Annotated in this window: 14 protein-coding genes and 1 tRNA gene; 8 read left to right on the forward strand and 7 right to left on the reverse strand. The window is 62.0% G+C overall.

Annotated features, from left to right (window positions below; genetic code table 11):
- Positions 1-101 precede the first annotated feature (101 nt).
- Positions 102-731 carry an invasion associated locus B family protein gene (locus NKI20_RS22430; RefSeq protein ID WP_352729659.1) on the reverse strand — a complete coding sequence of 210 codons (630 nt, stop codon included), beginning with the start codon at positions 729-731 and terminating at the stop codon, positions 102-104.
- A 232-nt stretch (positions 732-963) separates the two neighbouring features.
- Between NKI20_RS22430 and NKI20_RS22435 the strand changes: the two genes are divergently transcribed.
- Together NKI20_RS22435 and NKI20_RS22440 are read left to right on the forward strand one after the other, a co-directional pair.
- Positions 964-2784 carry an extracellular solute-binding protein gene (locus tag NKI20_RS22435; protein WP_352834350.1) on the forward strand — a complete coding sequence of 607 codons (1821 nt, stop codon included), beginning with the start codon at positions 964-966 and terminating at the stop codon, positions 2782-2784.
- Positions 2785-2800: 16 nt separating this feature from the next.
- On the forward strand, positions 2801-3481 hold the full coding sequence (locus tag NKI20_RS22440) for a DsbA family oxidoreductase (RefSeq protein ID WP_352834353.1): 681 nt from the start codon (positions 2801-2803) through the stop codon (positions 3479-3481).
- 36 nt (positions 3482-3517) lie between these two features.
- Here the strand turns inward: NKI20_RS22440 and NKI20_RS22445 are convergent, their stop codons facing one another.
- Positions 3518-3964: a hypothetical protein gene (locus tag NKI20_RS22445; protein ID WP_352834355.1), complete on the reverse strand. Its 447-nt coding sequence runs from the start codon at positions 3962-3964 to the stop codon at positions 3518-3520.
- A gap of 601 nt (positions 3965-4565) precedes the next feature.
- On the opposite strand from NKI20_RS22445, the gene NKI20_RS22450 reads away from it, so the two are divergent.
- Both NKI20_RS22450 and mgtE read left to right on the forward strand, forming a co-directional pair.
- Complete coding sequence (locus NKI20_RS22450; RefSeq protein WP_352834358.1) at positions 4566-6458, forward strand: ABC transporter ATP-binding protein/permease; 1893 nt, start codon at positions 4566-4568, stop codon at positions 6456-6458.
- A gap of 270 nt (positions 6459-6728) precedes the next feature.
- Entirely contained in the window at positions 6729-8093 is a 1365-nt protein-coding gene (gene mgtE, locus NKI20_RS22455) for a magnesium transporter (RefSeq protein ID WP_352834361.1), read from the forward strand.
- Between the two features lie 63 nt (positions 8094-8156).
- On the opposite strand, the gene gor is transcribed toward mgtE, so the two are convergent.
- The 3 genes from gor to rpiA all read right to left on the reverse strand — a co-directional run bounded on the left by gor (position 8157) and on the right by rpiA (position 10979).
- The gene (gene gor, locus NKI20_RS22460; RefSeq protein ID WP_352834364.1) at positions 8157-9548 is read right to left on the reverse strand and encodes a glutathione-disulfide reductase; all 1392 of its coding nucleotides are present in this window, start codon (positions 9546-9548) and stop codon (positions 8157-8159) included.
- Between the two features lie 113 nt (positions 9549-9661).
- Complete coding sequence (locus NKI20_RS22465; RefSeq protein WP_023757794.1) at positions 9662-10261, reverse strand: DUF2059 domain-containing protein; 600 nt, start codon at positions 10259-10261, stop codon at positions 9662-9664.
- Positions 10248-10979 carry a ribose-5-phosphate isomerase RpiA gene (gene rpiA / locus NKI20_RS22470; RefSeq protein WP_352834368.1) on the reverse strand — a complete coding sequence of 244 codons (732 nt, stop codon included), beginning with the start codon at positions 10977-10979 and terminating at the stop codon, positions 10248-10250. The genes NKI20_RS22465 and rpiA overlap by 14 nt, the downstream gene beginning before the upstream one ends.
- A gap of 426 nt (positions 10980-11405) precedes the next feature.
- On the opposite strand from rpiA, the gene NKI20_RS22475 reads away from it, so the two are divergent.
- The gene (locus tag NKI20_RS22475) at positions 11406-12089 is read left to right on the forward strand and encodes a phosphoglycolate phosphatase (protein ID WP_352605179.1); all 684 of its coding nucleotides are present in this window, start codon (positions 11406-11408) and stop codon (positions 12087-12089) included.
- Positions 12090-12228: 139 nt separating this feature from the next.
- Positions 12229-12303: transfer RNA gene (locus NKI20_RS22480), tRNA-Val, on the forward strand.
- A 116-nt stretch (positions 12304-12419) separates the two neighbouring features.
- Here the strand turns inward: NKI20_RS22480 and NKI20_RS22485 are convergent.
- Positions 12420-12929 (reverse strand): cupin domain-containing protein, encoded by a 510-nt coding sequence (locus tag NKI20_RS22485; RefSeq protein WP_023759154.1) that lies wholly within the window; start codon positions 12927-12929, stop codon positions 12420-12422.
- Positions 12930-13397: 468 nt separating this feature from the next.
- Here NKI20_RS22485 and NKI20_RS22490 point away from each other — a divergent pair, with 468 nt between their 5' ends.
- Together NKI20_RS22490 and NKI20_RS22495 are read left to right on the forward strand one after the other, a co-directional pair.
- On the forward strand, positions 13398-13655 hold the full coding sequence (locus tag NKI20_RS22490; RefSeq protein WP_352605175.1) for a PepSY domain-containing protein: 258 nt from the start codon (positions 13398-13400) through the stop codon (positions 13653-13655).
- A 360-nt stretch (positions 13656-14015) separates the two neighbouring features.
- The gene (locus NKI20_RS22495) at positions 14016-14498 is read left to right on the forward strand and encodes a hypothetical protein (RefSeq protein WP_352834465.1); all 483 of its coding nucleotides are present in this window, start codon (positions 14016-14018) and stop codon (positions 14496-14498) included.
- A gap of 3 nt (positions 14499-14501) precedes the next feature.
- Here the strand turns inward: NKI20_RS22495 and NKI20_RS22500 are convergent, their stop codons facing one another.
- Positions 14502-16379: a L,D-transpeptidase family protein gene (locus tag NKI20_RS22500; RefSeq protein ID WP_352834373.1), complete on the reverse strand. Its 1878-nt coding sequence runs from the start codon at positions 16377-16379 to the stop codon at positions 14502-14504.
- Between the last annotated feature and the right edge of the window lie 3 nt (positions 16380-16382).

Here is a 16382-nt window from a genome sequence, read left to right on the forward strand (position 1 = left end):
CCAAACTGCATGAACCGCCGTATGCGGAACCGCTCGTACGGTGGTGTGGGAGGGGGGCGCTGCGAAGCGCCTCCCTACCCGATGCCTGCGATATCGGCCGATCAGTTGGCTGTCTTCGCCTTGTCCTGCTCTTCCTTGAGCTTCTTGGCGAAATCCTGGTTGTTTTTGGCGACGAAGTCCTGAAGCTTCTTCTGCCGGTCCTCGATATCCGACTGCTGCAGCGCCGGGCCGTCATAGGCGCCGCTGAAGCCCTGCAGGGCGACCTTGATCGGGTTGGGCTGGTTCTGGAAATTGACGGAGGTCAGCGTAATCGCCTGGCCTTTCTTGAACGCGGCGACGAGCTGATCGGTCAGCGGCACTTCCGCCACGCAACGATCAGGAAAGCAGATTACGTAGTCGAGCTTCTGCGCCTTGCCGGTGTCGATCTGCAGGCCGATGCCGGGAGGCACCAGACGACCGGTCGGGACCGTGACCTGGAACACCTTGCGGTTCACCTTGCCCTTCAGTTCGATCAGGCTGACGCCGGTGACCAACTGGCCGTTGCCGGCGGTGGTGATGTTCTGGACATTGCAGATGTCGACGTCTTCCTGCTTGGTACAGGCCTTGAACCAGCCTTGCGGAATCTGCTGTTGCTGCTGTGCGGAAGCAGCGGGAAGTCCTGCGCAGAGAAAGCCGACCACGCCAGCGGCCATGACCGACAGGCGGTACGCGTTGCTGTTCAGGCTCGTCATGTCGTGCACTTCCTCTCAAATGATCCCGGAACCGGCTTCTTCGTGCCGTGTGGTCCAGCTACCTGTTGCCGAAATGAGGCAACAGAATGACTTCGGAGGGCGTGTTACACTGCAAGCGGTGTCGAATCCAGCCCGATGTCAGCAATTGTTGAAAGCACGATTGGCCGGCGCGCAGCTGCGTCATGCTAGGGTGCGCACCGAATCATCAAGCCGACCCATTAAGGAGACGGTCATGGGCCGCGTTCTTGTTTGGCTGATCACCGCGATATCGTTTCTCGCACTTTCGCATCAGCCGGCCGCATCCGAGCCGAAGCACGCCATCGCCATGCAGGGCGAGCCGGCGCTGCCGCCCGACTACACGCATTTCAACTATGTCAATCCCGATGCGCCCAAAGGTGGCAACATCACCTACTGCGTCGTCGGCAGCTTCGACAATCTCAACCCTTTCATCCTCAAAAGCCTGCGCACGACGGCGCGCGGCATGATGGATACGATCTATGGCAATCTGGTCTTCGAGCCGCTGATGCAGCGCAACTACGACGAGCCGTTTAGCCTTTACGGCCTGCTGGCCGAGACCGCCGACATGGATCCCGAGCGCAGGAGCATCGAGTTCCACCTCAACCCGAAGGCCAAATGGTCCGATGGTGAGCCGGTGACGCCGGAAGATGTGCTGTTCAGCTATGACGTCTTTACGGAGAAGGGCCGCCCGCCTTACAGCGACCGCATGGCCAGGGTCGCCAAGCTCGAAAAGACCGGCGACCACAGCGTACGCTTCACCTTCAATGAGAAGGCCGATCGCGAATTCCCGCTGATCATCGCGCTGACGCCGATTATCCCGAAGCACGCATTCGACAAGGAAACCTTCGACAAGACGACGCTGAAGCCGGTGATCGGCAGTGGTCCCTATACGATCGCGCAGGTGCAGCCCGGCCAGCGCATCGTCTTCAAGCGCAACCCGGATTACTGGGGCAAGGATGTCCCGGCCAAGCGCGGTTTCGACAATTACGACCAGATCACCATAGAGTATTTCCTCAACGCCAATGCCAAGCTCGAAGCGTTCAAGAAAGGGCTTTGCGCCATCGACGACGACGGCGATCCGGTAAAGCGCGAGCGCGATCTCGATTTTCCCGCGTTCCACAAGGGCGACGTGGTTGCCGAAACCTTCGACACCGGCATTCCGCCCGTGGTGACCGGTTTCCTGTTCAACACGAGGCTGCAGAAATTCGCCAACCCGGTCGTGCGGCGCGCGCTCGGCATGCTCTACGACTTCGAATGGGCCAACAAGAACCTGTTCGGCGGCAAATACACGCGCACGATGAGCTACTGGCAGAATTCCGAACTCTCCGCGCTCGGCCATCCGGCCGACGACAGGGAGAAGGCGCTTCTGGCGCCCTATCCCGGCCGCGTGCCGGCCGATGTGATGGACGGCTCTTACCGGCCGCCGGTGACTGACGGATCCGGCCAGGATCGCCGCGTGTTGAAGGCAGCTTTCGACCTGCTGAAGAGCGCCGGCTACCACGTGCAGAATGGAACGATGCTCGATCCTGACGACAAACCTTTCGGCTTCGAGATCCTGACCGCCTCGCAGGATGAGGAGCGCCTCGCCGGCATCTACCAACGCACGCTGGAGAAGATCGGCGTCAATGTCACCATTCGCGGCCTCGACGGCGATCAGATCCAGTCGCGCAAGCAGCGCTTCGATTTCGAGGTTCTGGTCGGTTCGAGCGGCTTCAACAATTCGCTGTCGCCCGGCATCGAACAGACCGGGCGTTGGAGTTCGGCCGCGGCCAGGACGGAAGGCTCGTTCAATCTTGCCGGCGTCGCCGATCCGGCGGTGGACGCGACAATCGAAGCGATGCTGCGCGCCCGCACGAAGGAGGATTATGTCGCCGCGGTTCGTGTTCTCGACCGGCTGCTGATATCCGGCAACTACATGGTGCCGATGCAGCACAACACGCAGCAATGGATTGCCTACTGGAACTACCTGGAACATCCGCGAACGACGCCCATATTTGGGTATCAACTGCCGACCTGGTGGCGCAAACCGAACTGAAATTCAGGAGATCGAGATGAGCGAACCGAACGCCGTCACCGTCGATGTGGTGTCCGACGTCGTCTGCCCATGGTGCTTTATCGGTCAGAAGCGGCTGGACAAGGCAATTGCCGCTGTCGGCGATATCGACGTGCATATCCGGTGGCGCCCGTTCCAACTCGATCCGACCATTCCGCCGCAGGGCAAGAATCGCCACGAATACATGCTGGCCAAGTTCGGCAGCGACGTGCGTATCCGCGAGATTCACGACCGCATCGAGCCGCTAGGCGAGGCCGAGGGCATTTCCTTCGCTTTCGACGCCATCAAGGTGGCGGCCAACACGCTCAATGCGCACCGCCTGATCCGCTGGGCCGGTGCTGCCGGCGAAGCCGTGCAGAACAGGCTTGTGCGCCGGCTGTTCCAGCTGAATTTCGAGGAAGGCGCCAACATCGGCGACCATGGCGTGTTGACCGAAGCCGCGCGCGAAGCCGGCATGGACGCGTCCGTGGTCGCCACGCTTTTGCCGACGGAAGCCGACGTCGAGGCGGTTCGCACGGAGATCGCCACCGCGTCGCGCATGGGCATAACAGGCGTGCCGTGTTTTCTGCTCGAAGACAGATACGCGGTCATGGGCGCGCAGGATGCCGATACCCTGGCTGATGCCATTCGTCAGGTGGCGGCTGCCAAGGCGCGTGGCGAATTGGAGAAGGTCGGCTGAGGCCGGCCACCCCTCGCCTTCCCGAAAAAGCCAGCGTTACTTCACCGTCGCCTTGGCCTTGCTGATAAAAAATCCATGTCCGTTCGTGGCCGTGCAGGTCAGTCCCTTGGTTGACGACTGGCACGAGAACGGCCCCGCACTCCAGCTGTTGCCGTAGCCAAGCTTGTCGACGTCGCTGCAGCAACCCTGCTCGCCCGGGTTCTTGATCAGCGTGGCCGGCCCCTTCGGTCCGAGGATGATGGTGATATAGCTCGGTTCGATGCGCGAGCAGCTTAGCTCCGGGCCGCCGTCCCGCGGCTCATAGGTGCCGGTGCCGCCCTTCGGTGTGTAGATGCAGCCGATGTTGCCGGACGGCGTGTTGAACTCGATCTGGCCTTCGGCGCTTGCCGGGATGCCCTGCGAGGCGGCGTGCGCCGGAGGTACCCAGGCAAACAGAGGCAGCCCGGCGAAGAGGGACAGGATTGCGGCCGCGCGTGCAAGCATTGGAAACTTCCTTGTTGGAGAACCGGACATACATGGGTATCGACAACGCCAGGCAAGGTTCAATTCCGAACGATGAATTGTCAAACGCAGTTCCCCCTGGCTCCTCGACAGAAGGGAATGCGCTGCTCAGATGATTCCGGTCACTTCCTGCCTCAGGAAAGGATGGTGATGGCGTGCCCGGCGAGATCACGAACGGCAAGTTTTCGGGTGCTCAGGTCAACCCGCAGTGAGAAAATCGGTCGGTTGCCATGATTTCAAGTTCACAAAACCGTGTGATTGCCTTCCCTAGGGGAAGCTGCCGTGACAGTTGGTCGCTGCAGGTCAATTCCTTGAAATCAATCACTATATCCTGATTTCTGCCGACCGTTGCCGTCGTATTTCAGCATGCACTCTGTTGCCTCACGGCAACGGCTGCCGGGGTAATCCAGTCGGCCGGGTTTTAAATTAATGGAAAATGATCAATTGGTGTTACCATCCGTAACAAAAGAAAAAAGGTTTGGGCGGGATCGTGATTCGGGTCGGTAGACCATCGCAAGAGTCAGTACCGGAAAAAACACCTCGCGATGCCTCAGGGCGATCGCTTCTGACGCCGGTATCGTCGATGCGCAGCTTCTGGGGCCTGATGCGGGCCTACTGGGTTTCTGATCGCTGGAAGGAAGCCTGGACACTGACGCTGGTGATTGCGCTGCTCACGGCGCTGTCCAGCAAGGCCGGTGTCTGGTTCGCCGAGGCCTCCGGCGAACTGGTCAACTCGATCGCCTTCTTCCATGACGCCGCCAACACCACGCCGCTTCGCTCGCTGCTGGTCAATGCCAGCATCCTCGTGCTGCTGGTCTTGCTCAAGGACGCCGGCTTTACCGGCATCCGCAATCTTGTCTCGGCGACATTGCACCGCAAATGGCGCGGCTGGCTCGACAGTCGCTTCAATGAAGCGTTGCTGGATGGCAATCATACCCATTTCCATGCCCAGCATGCGGCAACCGGCAGCGGCGCACCGGCCCCCGACAACATCGACCAGCGCGTACAGGAATCCATCAAGGACATGACCGGCGGCGCCATCGGCCTCGCCATGGGAGTGCTTGGCGTCGCCACTTCGCTCTATTTCGTCGGCCAGAAGCTGCTCGAAAACTCCGTCGAGGTGAAAGGCCTGGAGTTCCTCGGCAACTATGGCAGCGCCGTCCTCGCCTTCCTGGGCGTCGCTACCTACGTGCCGCTGAACACATGGATCGCGGTCAAGCTCGGCAGCCTGCTCGAGCGCCTCAACGTCAGGATGCAGCAGGCGGAAGGCAGCTATCGCGGCGAGCTGACGACGTTCCTGCGCCGCAGCTTCCATGTCGCGGCGTCTCAGGGCGAAGGCGTACAGAGGGCCATGCATGGCCGGCTCTATGTCGATATCGACGGCACCTGGACGCGGCTGAACATCGTCAACACGGTCTACATGTCGTTCGAACTGATCTACAATTTCATCGGCGCCCGCATTGTCGCCTACGGACCTGGCCTGGTGCCGTTCATCCACAACGGCCTCGACCTCAAGGGCTACATAACCGGTTCCGAGCTGGTCAATTCGCTGATCGGCCAGTGTTCTTGGTTCATCCATGTCATGCCCGCCATTGCCACGCTGCGCGCCAACAGCCAGCGTGTCACCGAACTGGCCAACGCGATCGAGAATGTCCAGCATCCGCAGGAATTCTACAGCCAGACCGGCCGCTCCGACTTCCAGTATGCCAGCCAGAACGCGGTTTTCGGCCTGACCATCCAGAAATTGGAGCTGGCGCATCAGGGCGAGGATGCCACGCCGTTCCTTAGCGCCGCCAATCTGCGCTTCAGGCGCGGCGAATGGACCTTCCTGAAAGGCGAATCCGGTTGCGGCAAGACCTCGTTGATCAAGGCGATCAACGGCCTGTGGCCCTATGGCCGCGGCACCATCGTCTTCCCGGAAGGCGTCAAGAGTTTCTTTGCCGCCCAGGAGGTCAAGCTGCAGCCGGTGTCGCTGAAACAGCTGGTCTGCCTGCCCGGCTCCGACCACGACCATAGCGACGCGCAGGTCGCGTCGGCGTTGCACAAGGCCGGGCTTGGCGATTTCATCGAGCACATGGCCGACGAAAACCGCGAAGGCAAAAGCTGGGATCAGGTCCTGTCGGGCGGCCAGAAACAGAAGCTGGTGGTGGCCCGCATCGTGCTGCAACAGCCGGGTCTGCTGTTCCTCGACGAGGCGACCGGAGCGCTCGACCCCGATGGCAAGGTTGCCTTCCACCAGGCCATCAAGGACAACTGCCCCGATGTCACGGTGATCAGCGTCATGCACGAGGCGGTGGCGCCGCGATCGGTCACCGGCAGCGAATTCTATCACAGCATCGTCGCCATCGCCGACGGTGTCGCCACCAAGAAGCCGCTGGTTCCGACCTTGCCCGTCGAGCTCACAACCATTCTCGCACAGCCAAGGCCGGTCGAGGACAAGTGGCTACGCTTCTCGCGCCGGCTGAAGCAGAAATAGCGCCCCAGCGGCTTGAGTTGGCCGCAATGCGGCTGCCGACGATCACAGTCGCGCGATCTCGGCCGCTCGCCGGTATTATCCCTCCTCACCGCGATTGACACGGCAAGGCGCGCTTCTATGTTGCGCCCGCTTGCAGACAGTCAAACGCGAACCCGCAAGCAGAAAGGTCACCGCGCCATGCCTGGCGACAGTCACAGTCGAACGCAACCGCCGTCCGCCTGGACGTGACCTCCAATGGTTCATGTCCTGCCGGACGGCAAGGAGTGAGCCATGAACGAATTTACCACGGTGGCGAGCGACGAGGCCGTCGCCATCGCCCGTATCCTAGCCAATGATCACGTCGCCGACATTGTCGAGGCCCTGAACAGGGAGCCGCGAGAAACCGCGACGGAACTGCTTTGTGAAGTGACGTTCGAGCGGCTGGTCGAGATCTTCGATCAGCCCGAACTCGACGGCGCCTCCGAACTCATGGAGGCGCTGCCGCGCGCCAAGGCGGGCAGGCTGCTTACCGCCATGTCGGTTGACCGCGCCGCCGATATCCTGCGCGAGCTCGACGAGCCGGCCCGTTCCGAGTTGCTCGGCGGGCTTGCGCCGCCCCTGCGTGCCACGCTGCTTGCCATTCTCGGCTATCCTGAAGGCAGCGCCGCATCGATCATGACGACGGAGTTTGTCAGCGTGCCATCGAACTGGACCGTCGGGCGCACGCTAGACTACATCCGCAAGGTCGAGCGGACGCGCGAGACCGTCTACGCGATCTATATCGTCGATCCGCAAACGCAGCTCCTGGTGCGGTCGACCGGCCTGCGCCGGCTGATCACCGGCGAGCCGGACGATTCGATCATGACGGTGGCGCCGGATCGTGCGCCGGTGACGGTCACCCCGCTCACCGATCGCGAAACCCTGGCGCAGACGATCTCCAAATACGATTTGCTGGCCGTCCCGGTCGTCGACCACGGCAAGATCCTCGGCATCGTCACCATCGACGACATCATCGATACGATGATCGAGGAGACGACCGAGGACGCGCACCGTTTCGGCGGCATGGAAGCGCTGGACGAGCCGTACATGAAGATGAGCTTCCTCGCCATGATCAGGAAGCGCGGCGGCTGGCTGTGCGCGCTGTTCATCAGCGAGATGCTGACCGCCAACGCCATGCAGAGCTATGAGGGCGAGTTGGAGAAGGCGATCGTGCTGACGCTGTTCATCCCGCTGATCATGAGCTCGGGCGGCAATTCCGGCTCGCAGGCGACATCGCTCGTCATCCGGGCGCTGGCATTGCGCGAGATCGGTCTTGGCGACTGGTGGCGGGTGGCGTTGCGCGAACTGCCCACCGGCCTCGTGCTCGGCGCCATGCTCGGCGTGGTCGGCATCTGCCGCATCGCGCTCTGGCAATATATGGGCTTCTACGATTACGGCCCGCATTGGCCGCTGATCGCGACCACGGTCGGCGCGGCCCTGGTCGGCATCGTCACCTTCGGCTCATTGTCGGGGTCGATGCTGCCGTTCGCCTTGAAACGCATCGGCTTCGATCCGGCCAGCGCATCGGCCCCGTTCGTCGCCACGTTGGTCGATGTCACCGGGCTGGTGATTTATTTCTCGGTGGCGCTGGTGATCCTGCGCGGCACGCTGCTGTAGCGGCTTCCTGAACTCCGCCGTGACCGTGCCGCGGCGGAGTTCCTCAAGCCCGGGGTTTGCCCGTCAATCCACTCGCTCGCCGCCCTTCACGCGATAGGTCGGCTTGTACATGGTGACCAGCTCTTCCGCCGCGGTCGGATGCACTGCCATCGTGCGGTCGAAATCGTCCTTGGTCAGGCCGGCCTTCAGCGGAATGGCCAGAAGCTGGGCCATCTCGCCGGCGTCCGGCCCCAATATGTGGCCGCCGAGCACTTTCTTCGACGCGCCATCGACCACCAGCTTCATCAGCATCTTCTCGTCGCGCCCGGACAGGGTGTGCCGCATCGGCCGGAATGTGGCGCGGTAGATTTCGATGTCGGGGAACCGTTTGACCGCATCGTCCTCCGACAGGCCGACGGTGCCGATCTCGGGCTGCGAAAACACGGCCGTGGCGATCGTGTCGTGGTCGGGCGCGGTCGGATTTCCCTTGAAGGCGGTTTCGATGAAGCACATCGCCTCATGGATCGCCACCGGAGTCAGTTGCACGCGGTTGGTGACATCGCCGATCGCCCAGATGTTGTCGAAATTGGTGCGCGAGTATTGGTCGACGGCGATCGCACCGGTCTTGGTCATCTCCAGGCCGATGCCTTCCAGCCCCATATTCTCGGTGTTGGGGATGCGGCCGATGGCCAGCATCACCTGGTCGACCGTCAGCACCTCGCCGCTGCTGAGAAGTGCGTCGAGCCGGCCGTCCGGCCGCTTGCGCACCCACTCGGACACCGAATGGCAGAGGATCCTTATTCCCTTCTTTTCCATCGTCTCGTGCAGCATGCGCCGCAGGTCCATGTCGAATCGGCTGAGGATCTCCTTGCCGCGATAGACCAGCGTGGTGTCGACGCCGAGACCGTGGAAGATGTTGGCGAACTCGACCGCGATGTAGCCGCCGCCTTCGATCATGATCGCCTTCGGCAGCTCCTTGAGGTCGAAAGCCTCATTGGAAAAGATGCAATGTTCGTGGCCCGGCAACGCCGGATGCGCAGCCGGGCGGCCACCAGTTGCGATCAGGATCTGGTCTGATGTGACGGTACGGTCTTCGCCGAGAAGATGCACGACATGCGGGTCGACGATCGTGGCGCGCGAATGGAAGGTCTCGCCGCCGGGGCCTTCGACATTCCGCTTGTAGATCGCCTCCAGCCGGCTGATCTCGCGATCCTTGTTGGCGACCAGCGTCTGCCAGTCGAAACTGGCTTGCGGCACCGTCCAGCCATAGCCGGCGGCGTCAGCAAAATGCTCGGGGAATTGCGAGGCATAGACATAGAGTTTTTTCGGCACGCAGCCCCTGATGACGCAGGTGCCGCCGAAACGGTATTCCTCGGCAATACCGACCCGCTTGCCGAGTGCCGCCGCCACGCGAGCCGCGCGCACTCCGCCGGAGCCGCCGCCGATGACGAAAAGATCGTAGTCGTAACCGGCCATGACGGCTCCTCGAGCTTCGGAAATTTGAGAGACAGGTAGGCCGCAAAACGCCAAAAGAAAAGCCCGGACAAGCCGGGCTTTGCTGATGGCCGAAAGGCCGTTTGAAGGTGGGGTCAGTTGTTGTCCGCGGGCGCCGCACCATCGGCGGGTGCGGCATCATCCGCCGGCGCGGCTCCGTCCGCGGGCGCGGCAGGCGCTGCAGGCGCCTTTGCCTTGGCGGCCGCAGCCAATGTCTCGCCGACCTGCTGGGCGAGGTCGCGGCCGACACCGTTCTGCCAGATGTCGGCTGCCTTGACCAGGTCGCGTGTCACCGTCGGGCCGCTATCGAGCAGCTTCTTGCCCGAATCGGAATTGTAGAAGTTGGCGATGTCGGTCAGTTCCTTTTCGGAGAACACTTTTGCGTAGGCGAGTGCTGCTTCCTTCTCGAGGTCGGCGCGGCGCGAAGCAAGCGCCAGAGCCTTCTCGCTGATCGTCTTGCCGATTAGTTCCTGCATGTCCGGATTCTTCTGGATGAGCTGCGATTCAAGCGCGGCGGCTGCTTGCGGCAAGATGTTGTCGAACGGGTCGGTCGCGTGGATCGCGGCTACCGCGGCACGGGCGGCCTTCAGGTGCGATTCCGTCACATCCTGCGAAAACGCTGGCGACGAGAAGGCGAAAACGGCTGAGGCCGCCAGAAGGATGGAAAGGCTGCGAACCCGGTTATGCAACATCATGATCGATAGAACTCCCTGGTTTTCGGGCGGCATGGACAGTTTCGATACCGTCGCCGCCGGCGATGATGGCCGCTGACGCCAGCCCGATGAAAAGACCGTGCTCGACCACGCCCGGAATGGCGTGGAGAGCATTCGAAAGCGCTCTTGTATCCGGAATGCGGCCAAAAGATGCATCGAGGATAAAATGGCCGCCGTCTGTAACAAAAGCCTGCTCCCCCGTCATCCTCAATGTGACCGGACCGGAAAGACCGAGCTTTTCAGCCGCGGCGCCGATCGCGATTTCGGTTGCGCGCAGGCCGAACGGATTGACTTCGATCGGCAAGGGAAAACGGCCGAGTGTGGCGACCATCTTCGAGCGATCGGCAATGACGATCATGCGCTGCGATGCCGCGGCGACGATCTTCTCGCGCAGCAGCGCACCGCCACCGCCCTTGATCAAGGTCAGTTCCGGGTCGACCTCGTCGGCGCCGTCGACGGTGAGATCGAGTTCGGGCGTTTCCTCCAGTGTCGACAGCGGCACGCCAAGCTCGCGGCAAAGCAAGGCGGTGCGCTCCGAAGTCGGCACGCCGATGACGGTCATGCCGCCGGCGACTTTGTCGGCGAGCAGCCGCACGAACTCTTCGGCCGTGGTGCCGGTGCCGATGCCGAGCCGCATGCCGTCGCTAACATGGGCGAGTGCCGCCCGTGCGGCTTCGACCTTCAATTGCCTTGCATCCATGTCGCTTGCTGCCCCGGAACCCTGACGTTTGGGGGCTCGTAGCATCTTTGCCGGTCCGGTCAAAGCCCTGGCCGCTGCGTGCCCCGATGATGTGCAGCATCGCATTCGATGTTGTTCATGCGCGGTCAGCGGGCGACGCACGGGCGATGGATATTAGGAATTATTTCCTGCAGCGCTTGACCCGGTGACGGCAGCTGTGCTACATATTTGCCTATGGTGCTGATTTGCGCCAACAACCCGCCGCCGTGGCGGGTTTTCCGTTTCTGGCGGCTCGCCGCGAAATGCTCCGCCCGATATCTCCCTGACCAAGCTGGCCCCGTGCGCTTGCCCCGTGCGCTTGCCCAGTGAGCTTGCCCAGTGAGCTTGCCTTGACGCGCCGCAGCCGCTATCGCCTGCCCATTGCATGAACTTGGCCCAGGACAGACCATGACCCGCCCGATCATCGTGTTCGACCTTGACGGTACGCTGATCGATACGGCGCCGGACCTGCTCGACAGCCTGAACCACAGCCTTGCCGCCAGCCAGATCGCGGCGGTCGACGAGGCCGGCTTCAGGCGCTTTGTCGGCCACGGCGGCCGCGTGATGATCGAGCGGGCGCACGCCGCCCAGCGGCGATCGCTTGATGTCGAGGAGCACGACCGGCTGCTCAAGCTTTTCCTCGATCACTACACCCTCAACATCCCCGGTAAATCACGGCCCTACCCCGGCGTCGTCGAAGCCATCGCGCGCTTCGAGGCCGCCGGCTATATCCTGGCCATCTGCACCAACAAATACGAAGCCAACTCGCTGGCGCTGATCGAGGCGCTCGGCATGACCAGGCATTTCGCTGCCATCGCCGGACAGGACACCTTCGCCTTCCGCAAACCCGACCCGCGCCACCTCACCGAGACCATCAAGCTGGCAGGCGGCGACCCGCATCGCGCGCTCATGGTCGGCGATTCGCAAACCGACATCGACACCGCAAAAGCGGCCGGCATTCCTGTGGTTGCAGTCGATTTCGGCTACACCGACCGCCACGTGCGCGAATTCGAACCGTCGGCTGTGATCTCGCATTTCGACGCCCTGACACTCGATCTGGCGCAAAAGCTGATCGCCGCTGCCGGACAGTGACCGGAAAGCGGCCGGCGTCGGTCGGAGACAGGGCTGAAAGGACAGCAAATCCGTTCCTTGTCAGAACGCCGGACACCGCCTTGACTTCACCCGCCGGCCTCCCTTATATCGCGGCTCGCTTGGCCTTCGGGCAACGAGCGGGCGATTAGCTCAGCGGGAGAGCACACCCTTCACACGGGTGGGGTCGCAGGTTCAATCCCTGCATCGCCCACCATTTTTCCTTACTGAAATTGCTGTCAACAAAAGCGAGCCGTCCACACCGTCACCGCAAGGCTGTGCCCGCAAGGCCGTCGCTGAAGATGATCGGAGCGGCAACCACCTGCATCCGCCTCAATCCGTCGGGCCGACGATTGCCGCCACCTCTTCGTCGGACAATGGCGGCCCCAGTACATCGAGCCCAAGTTCCCGCGCAACGGCGCCGAGACCGTCATGGTCGTCGGTCGTGAGCTGGCGTTCCTCGACCATCGAAAAGAACCGTTCGAACCCCCCTGGCACCACGCTGATAGTGAGATGCACGGCATCGGGCCCAAAGCCGCGCCAGGTATGCGGAATGGATTTCGGCAGTAGAACCGTGTCTCCGGCGGCCAAAGAGAAAGTCCGTTCCGGGGTCCACACCGCAATCCTGCCGTCCAGCACTTCAATGAATTCGTCTTCCCGATGATGCAGATGCTTGGCGGGACCGAACCCGGGCGGCGCCCGATAGTCGAAGATTGAATAAGTGCCTCCCGAGCCGCTGGCTCGGACGTGACAGCGCTCGCCGAACGGGCTGATCGAAACGTCAGCGCATTGAACGGCGCGATCGAAACTCAATTCACCTGGAGTACTGATATTCAACTGCATTGATGCCTCCATGGAATGTCCACCGGGACGGCACGAAGACGCGGTCGGCCAACAACAAAGCGTCGTCTTCCGAGCAGCAACTATGCACATCCATTGTGTCATCTGTGTGGATGCTCTTCGATCACGGTGTTAGCGGCCTCCAATTTGCCATTGCGGCGCAATGCGTGACGGTTTCGACAGAAACTCAAGCGCTCTCCCCGGAATTTGTTCGGCGTGATGGAAGCACGGGCCGGTGCGTTGCCAGGTTTTCCACTGCCAGCTGTCCGCAAGGACTACGACGGGCAATCCGGGATGAAGTAAAGTGCCATCTATATTTCTAAAATGTCACTGTTTGCAAAGCACCTGCGCAGTTTCGGACCACCAGTTGGGCAGCTGTTAATCGGCAGGCTGGATCGTCATTTATTCCCGCCGGGGAACAAACCAAGGCACCAGCGAGTTTCCTTCCGTCGCAACCTTTGAGGGAAAGCCATGTCCAGACTTCTGCTGGCGACCAGCGTCGCCGTTCTTCTTGCCGGCGGGCCGGCCTTTGCTGCGGACGATACGCCGCTGCCGCCACCCAATGCCAAGAAATTGTCGGAGATCCTCGCCAAGGTCGAAAAGCGCGACGGCTTTCTCTATGTGAAGGAGGTCGACTGGGACAGCGGCGCCTACACCGTCACCTACTACACGGCGGACAAGGCGAAGGTGGAGATCAACTACGATCCGGTAACGGCCGAGCCGAAGTAAGGGCTGTCGTCGAAGGCCGTTCGGACGCGAATTCATTGGCCGTTCCCATCGGCCTTTCCGGGTCTGGCGCCGCCCCTCACCCGCCTGCCGGCATCCTTTCCCCGTATAGTGACGGAGAGAGGGACGCTCGCCGCCGATTGCACCAATCACCAACGTTGCAAGGATGGTACCGGCATTGCGGCCAGCCCTTTCGCGCCGCACTAAATGTCCGATAGGACAATGAGGGGCGGCGCCGGCTTCGACAATTGACATCCACCACGAGTTGGAAACGGTTGCTCGTCTGAGGCGATTGCCCTGCCTGCCCTTGCGCCAGATCGTCTTTGATGGCTGACTATGGCGGTTGACTGCGCCGCGTTGGGGATGGGCATGGCGACGGCGAAGCACATGATGAAGCGCATATTGATGATGCTGGCCGGCTATCTCGTGGCGGTGCTGGTCGGCCTGATCTCAATCGCGGCGATCTATGCCGTGCTCAGTTCCTTGCCCAACTCGCCAAACTATTTCGACGTCATGGGCGTCTCGCCGATAGCGGTTCTGGTGGTGCCGCCGCTCGGCATGTTCGTTTATTTCCTGACGATTGTGGTGACCGCGCTACAGACGCTGATCTTCGCGCTGATCGCCGAGTTCTTCTCGCTGCGCAATGTCCTGCTGCACATGGTTTTCGGCGCCGGTGCCGCGGTCGCCGGCTTCGCCCTGATCTGGCCAAGCGTACCGGAGGACATGGATCCGCAACGCTGGGTCGACATCGGCATCATCGCCGCCGCAGGCCTTGTCGCCGGGCTGCTCTATTGGCTGATCGCCGGGCGGGACGCCGGCTTCCGGCGACCGCTGCTGGAGCGCTAAAAACTAACTCGACGGTGAGCGCACCGCCTCGGTGGCGTCCAGGGCCTGCTTCAGCCGCGAGTCGCGGTCATAGACGTCGTCGAAATATTCGACCTTGCCGGACAGGTCAGGCCATGCGGTGAAATAGGCGACATAGACCGGGATATTGCGGGTCACGTTTTCGGTCGCGTGGCCGTGCTTCAACTTCTCGGCGATATAGTCCACCGACGTGCCGAGCACCGCCGCCGCCATGCCACGCGGGTCCTGCAACCGCACACAGCCATGGCTGAGCGCGCGCATGTCACGCTCGAAGAAGGATTTCTGCGGCGTGTCGTGCATGTAGATGGCGTGCTTGTTGGGGAACAGGATCTTCAGTTCGCCCAGCGCATTGGCCTCGCTCGGCTGCTGGCGCACGCTGTAGGGGATGTTCGCGCCATAGGCGCCCCAGTCGACCGCTGACGAAGGAATACGATTGCCTTGCGAATCCGTCACTTCGTAGCCGGCCCGGTCGAGGTAGCCGGGATCGTTGCGCAACCTGGGCAGCATTTCGTTGACGATGATCGACTGCGGCACCCCCCAATAGGGATGGAAGTCGACCTGCTTGATCTGGTCGTAGAAGAAGGCGGTCTGGTTGGTGGTCCGGCCGACGACCACGCGCGTCTTCAGCTTTTCCTCGCCATTGTCGATATAGCTCGCCGTGAAGGCCGGCTGGTTGATGAAGACACGCGGGCTGCCGAGATCGGAAGGCAGCCAGCGCAGTTCCTCCAGCGCCACTTCCACCTTCAGCAGCTTGTCGGCCTTGGATGTCCCCGCCAGCGACGCAACGGTGCGCGGGCCGATGACACCATCGCCCTTCATGCCGGCCTTTTGCTGCACGGCCTTGATGATTGGAACGAGTTCCGGGTCATAGACTTCGCTGGTGGCCAGCCTGGACAGGATCTCGCCATAGGCGCCGCCCGTCTCGTCATCGAGATTGCGCGCGATCAAAGTCAGCAGCTTCGGCAGTTCGGGGCTGGTTTCGCCCGGCTTCAGCAACAGCTTGGGGTCGACGACGATGTCGTTTTCCGCACTTGCCTGCAGGGATTCCAGTTCGACGCGCAGCGCCTGGTATTCAGCATTCTGCGGATGCCGCGATTCGAGATAGGTGCGCACTTCCTGGGTATGCGCCAACGTTTTCAGCACGCCTTGCAAGTCGAGGGGCTTGGCCGGGAAATCATAGTAGCCGGTCATGCGGTTGGGCTCGACGCGGCCGTTCTGGGCGTCATGAGCATAGCGAAGCACGCGCGCCGACAGCGCCATCTCGAAACGGACGAGTTCTTTCAATTGGGCATTGGGGTCGGCCGTCGACGCAGCTACGGCGGGCACTTCGACCGTATAGTCGGCCGGCGTGAGGCCGTAGCTTGAAGCTTCGCCAAGCACCCGAACAGCATCCTGTGCTCGGCTGTTGAGGCTGGTCCCTGTTACCCAGATGAAATCCGGATTGGCCGAGTAATAGGCGATCAGCGCCTTGGCGATATCGGGCTCGGCATAAAGTTCGTAATCACCCAAGCTGGCAACGGCATCGCGAAACGCTGCAACGGTCACTGACGGCACGAAAGCCGCATCCTGCGGCACCGCCGGCCCTGGCTTCGCCGCCAGCGCCGAGAAGTCGACGCGGACCAGCCGATCGGCCTTGTAGGTGTAATAGGACGGGCCGCTGATTCTCACGCTGCCACCGCCGCCCGGCACTTTCGGCTTGTTTTTCGGCGGCGGCGGAAACTCGCCTTGCGGCGCGTGCTTGACGCCGCCGCCGAAAAGCATGTCGAACAGCCCCTGCGCGCCTGCTTGCGGGATACCGAAAGCGAGCGTTGCCGTGATCGCCATCAGCGGCACCGCAGCTGCCTTGTTTCCGAGGAATTTCATGGA

The organism is Mesorhizobium sp. M0830, from assembly GCF_040319965.1.
Taxonomy (GTDB): domain Bacteria; phylum Pseudomonadota; class Alphaproteobacteria; order Rhizobiales; family Rhizobiaceae; genus Mesorhizobium.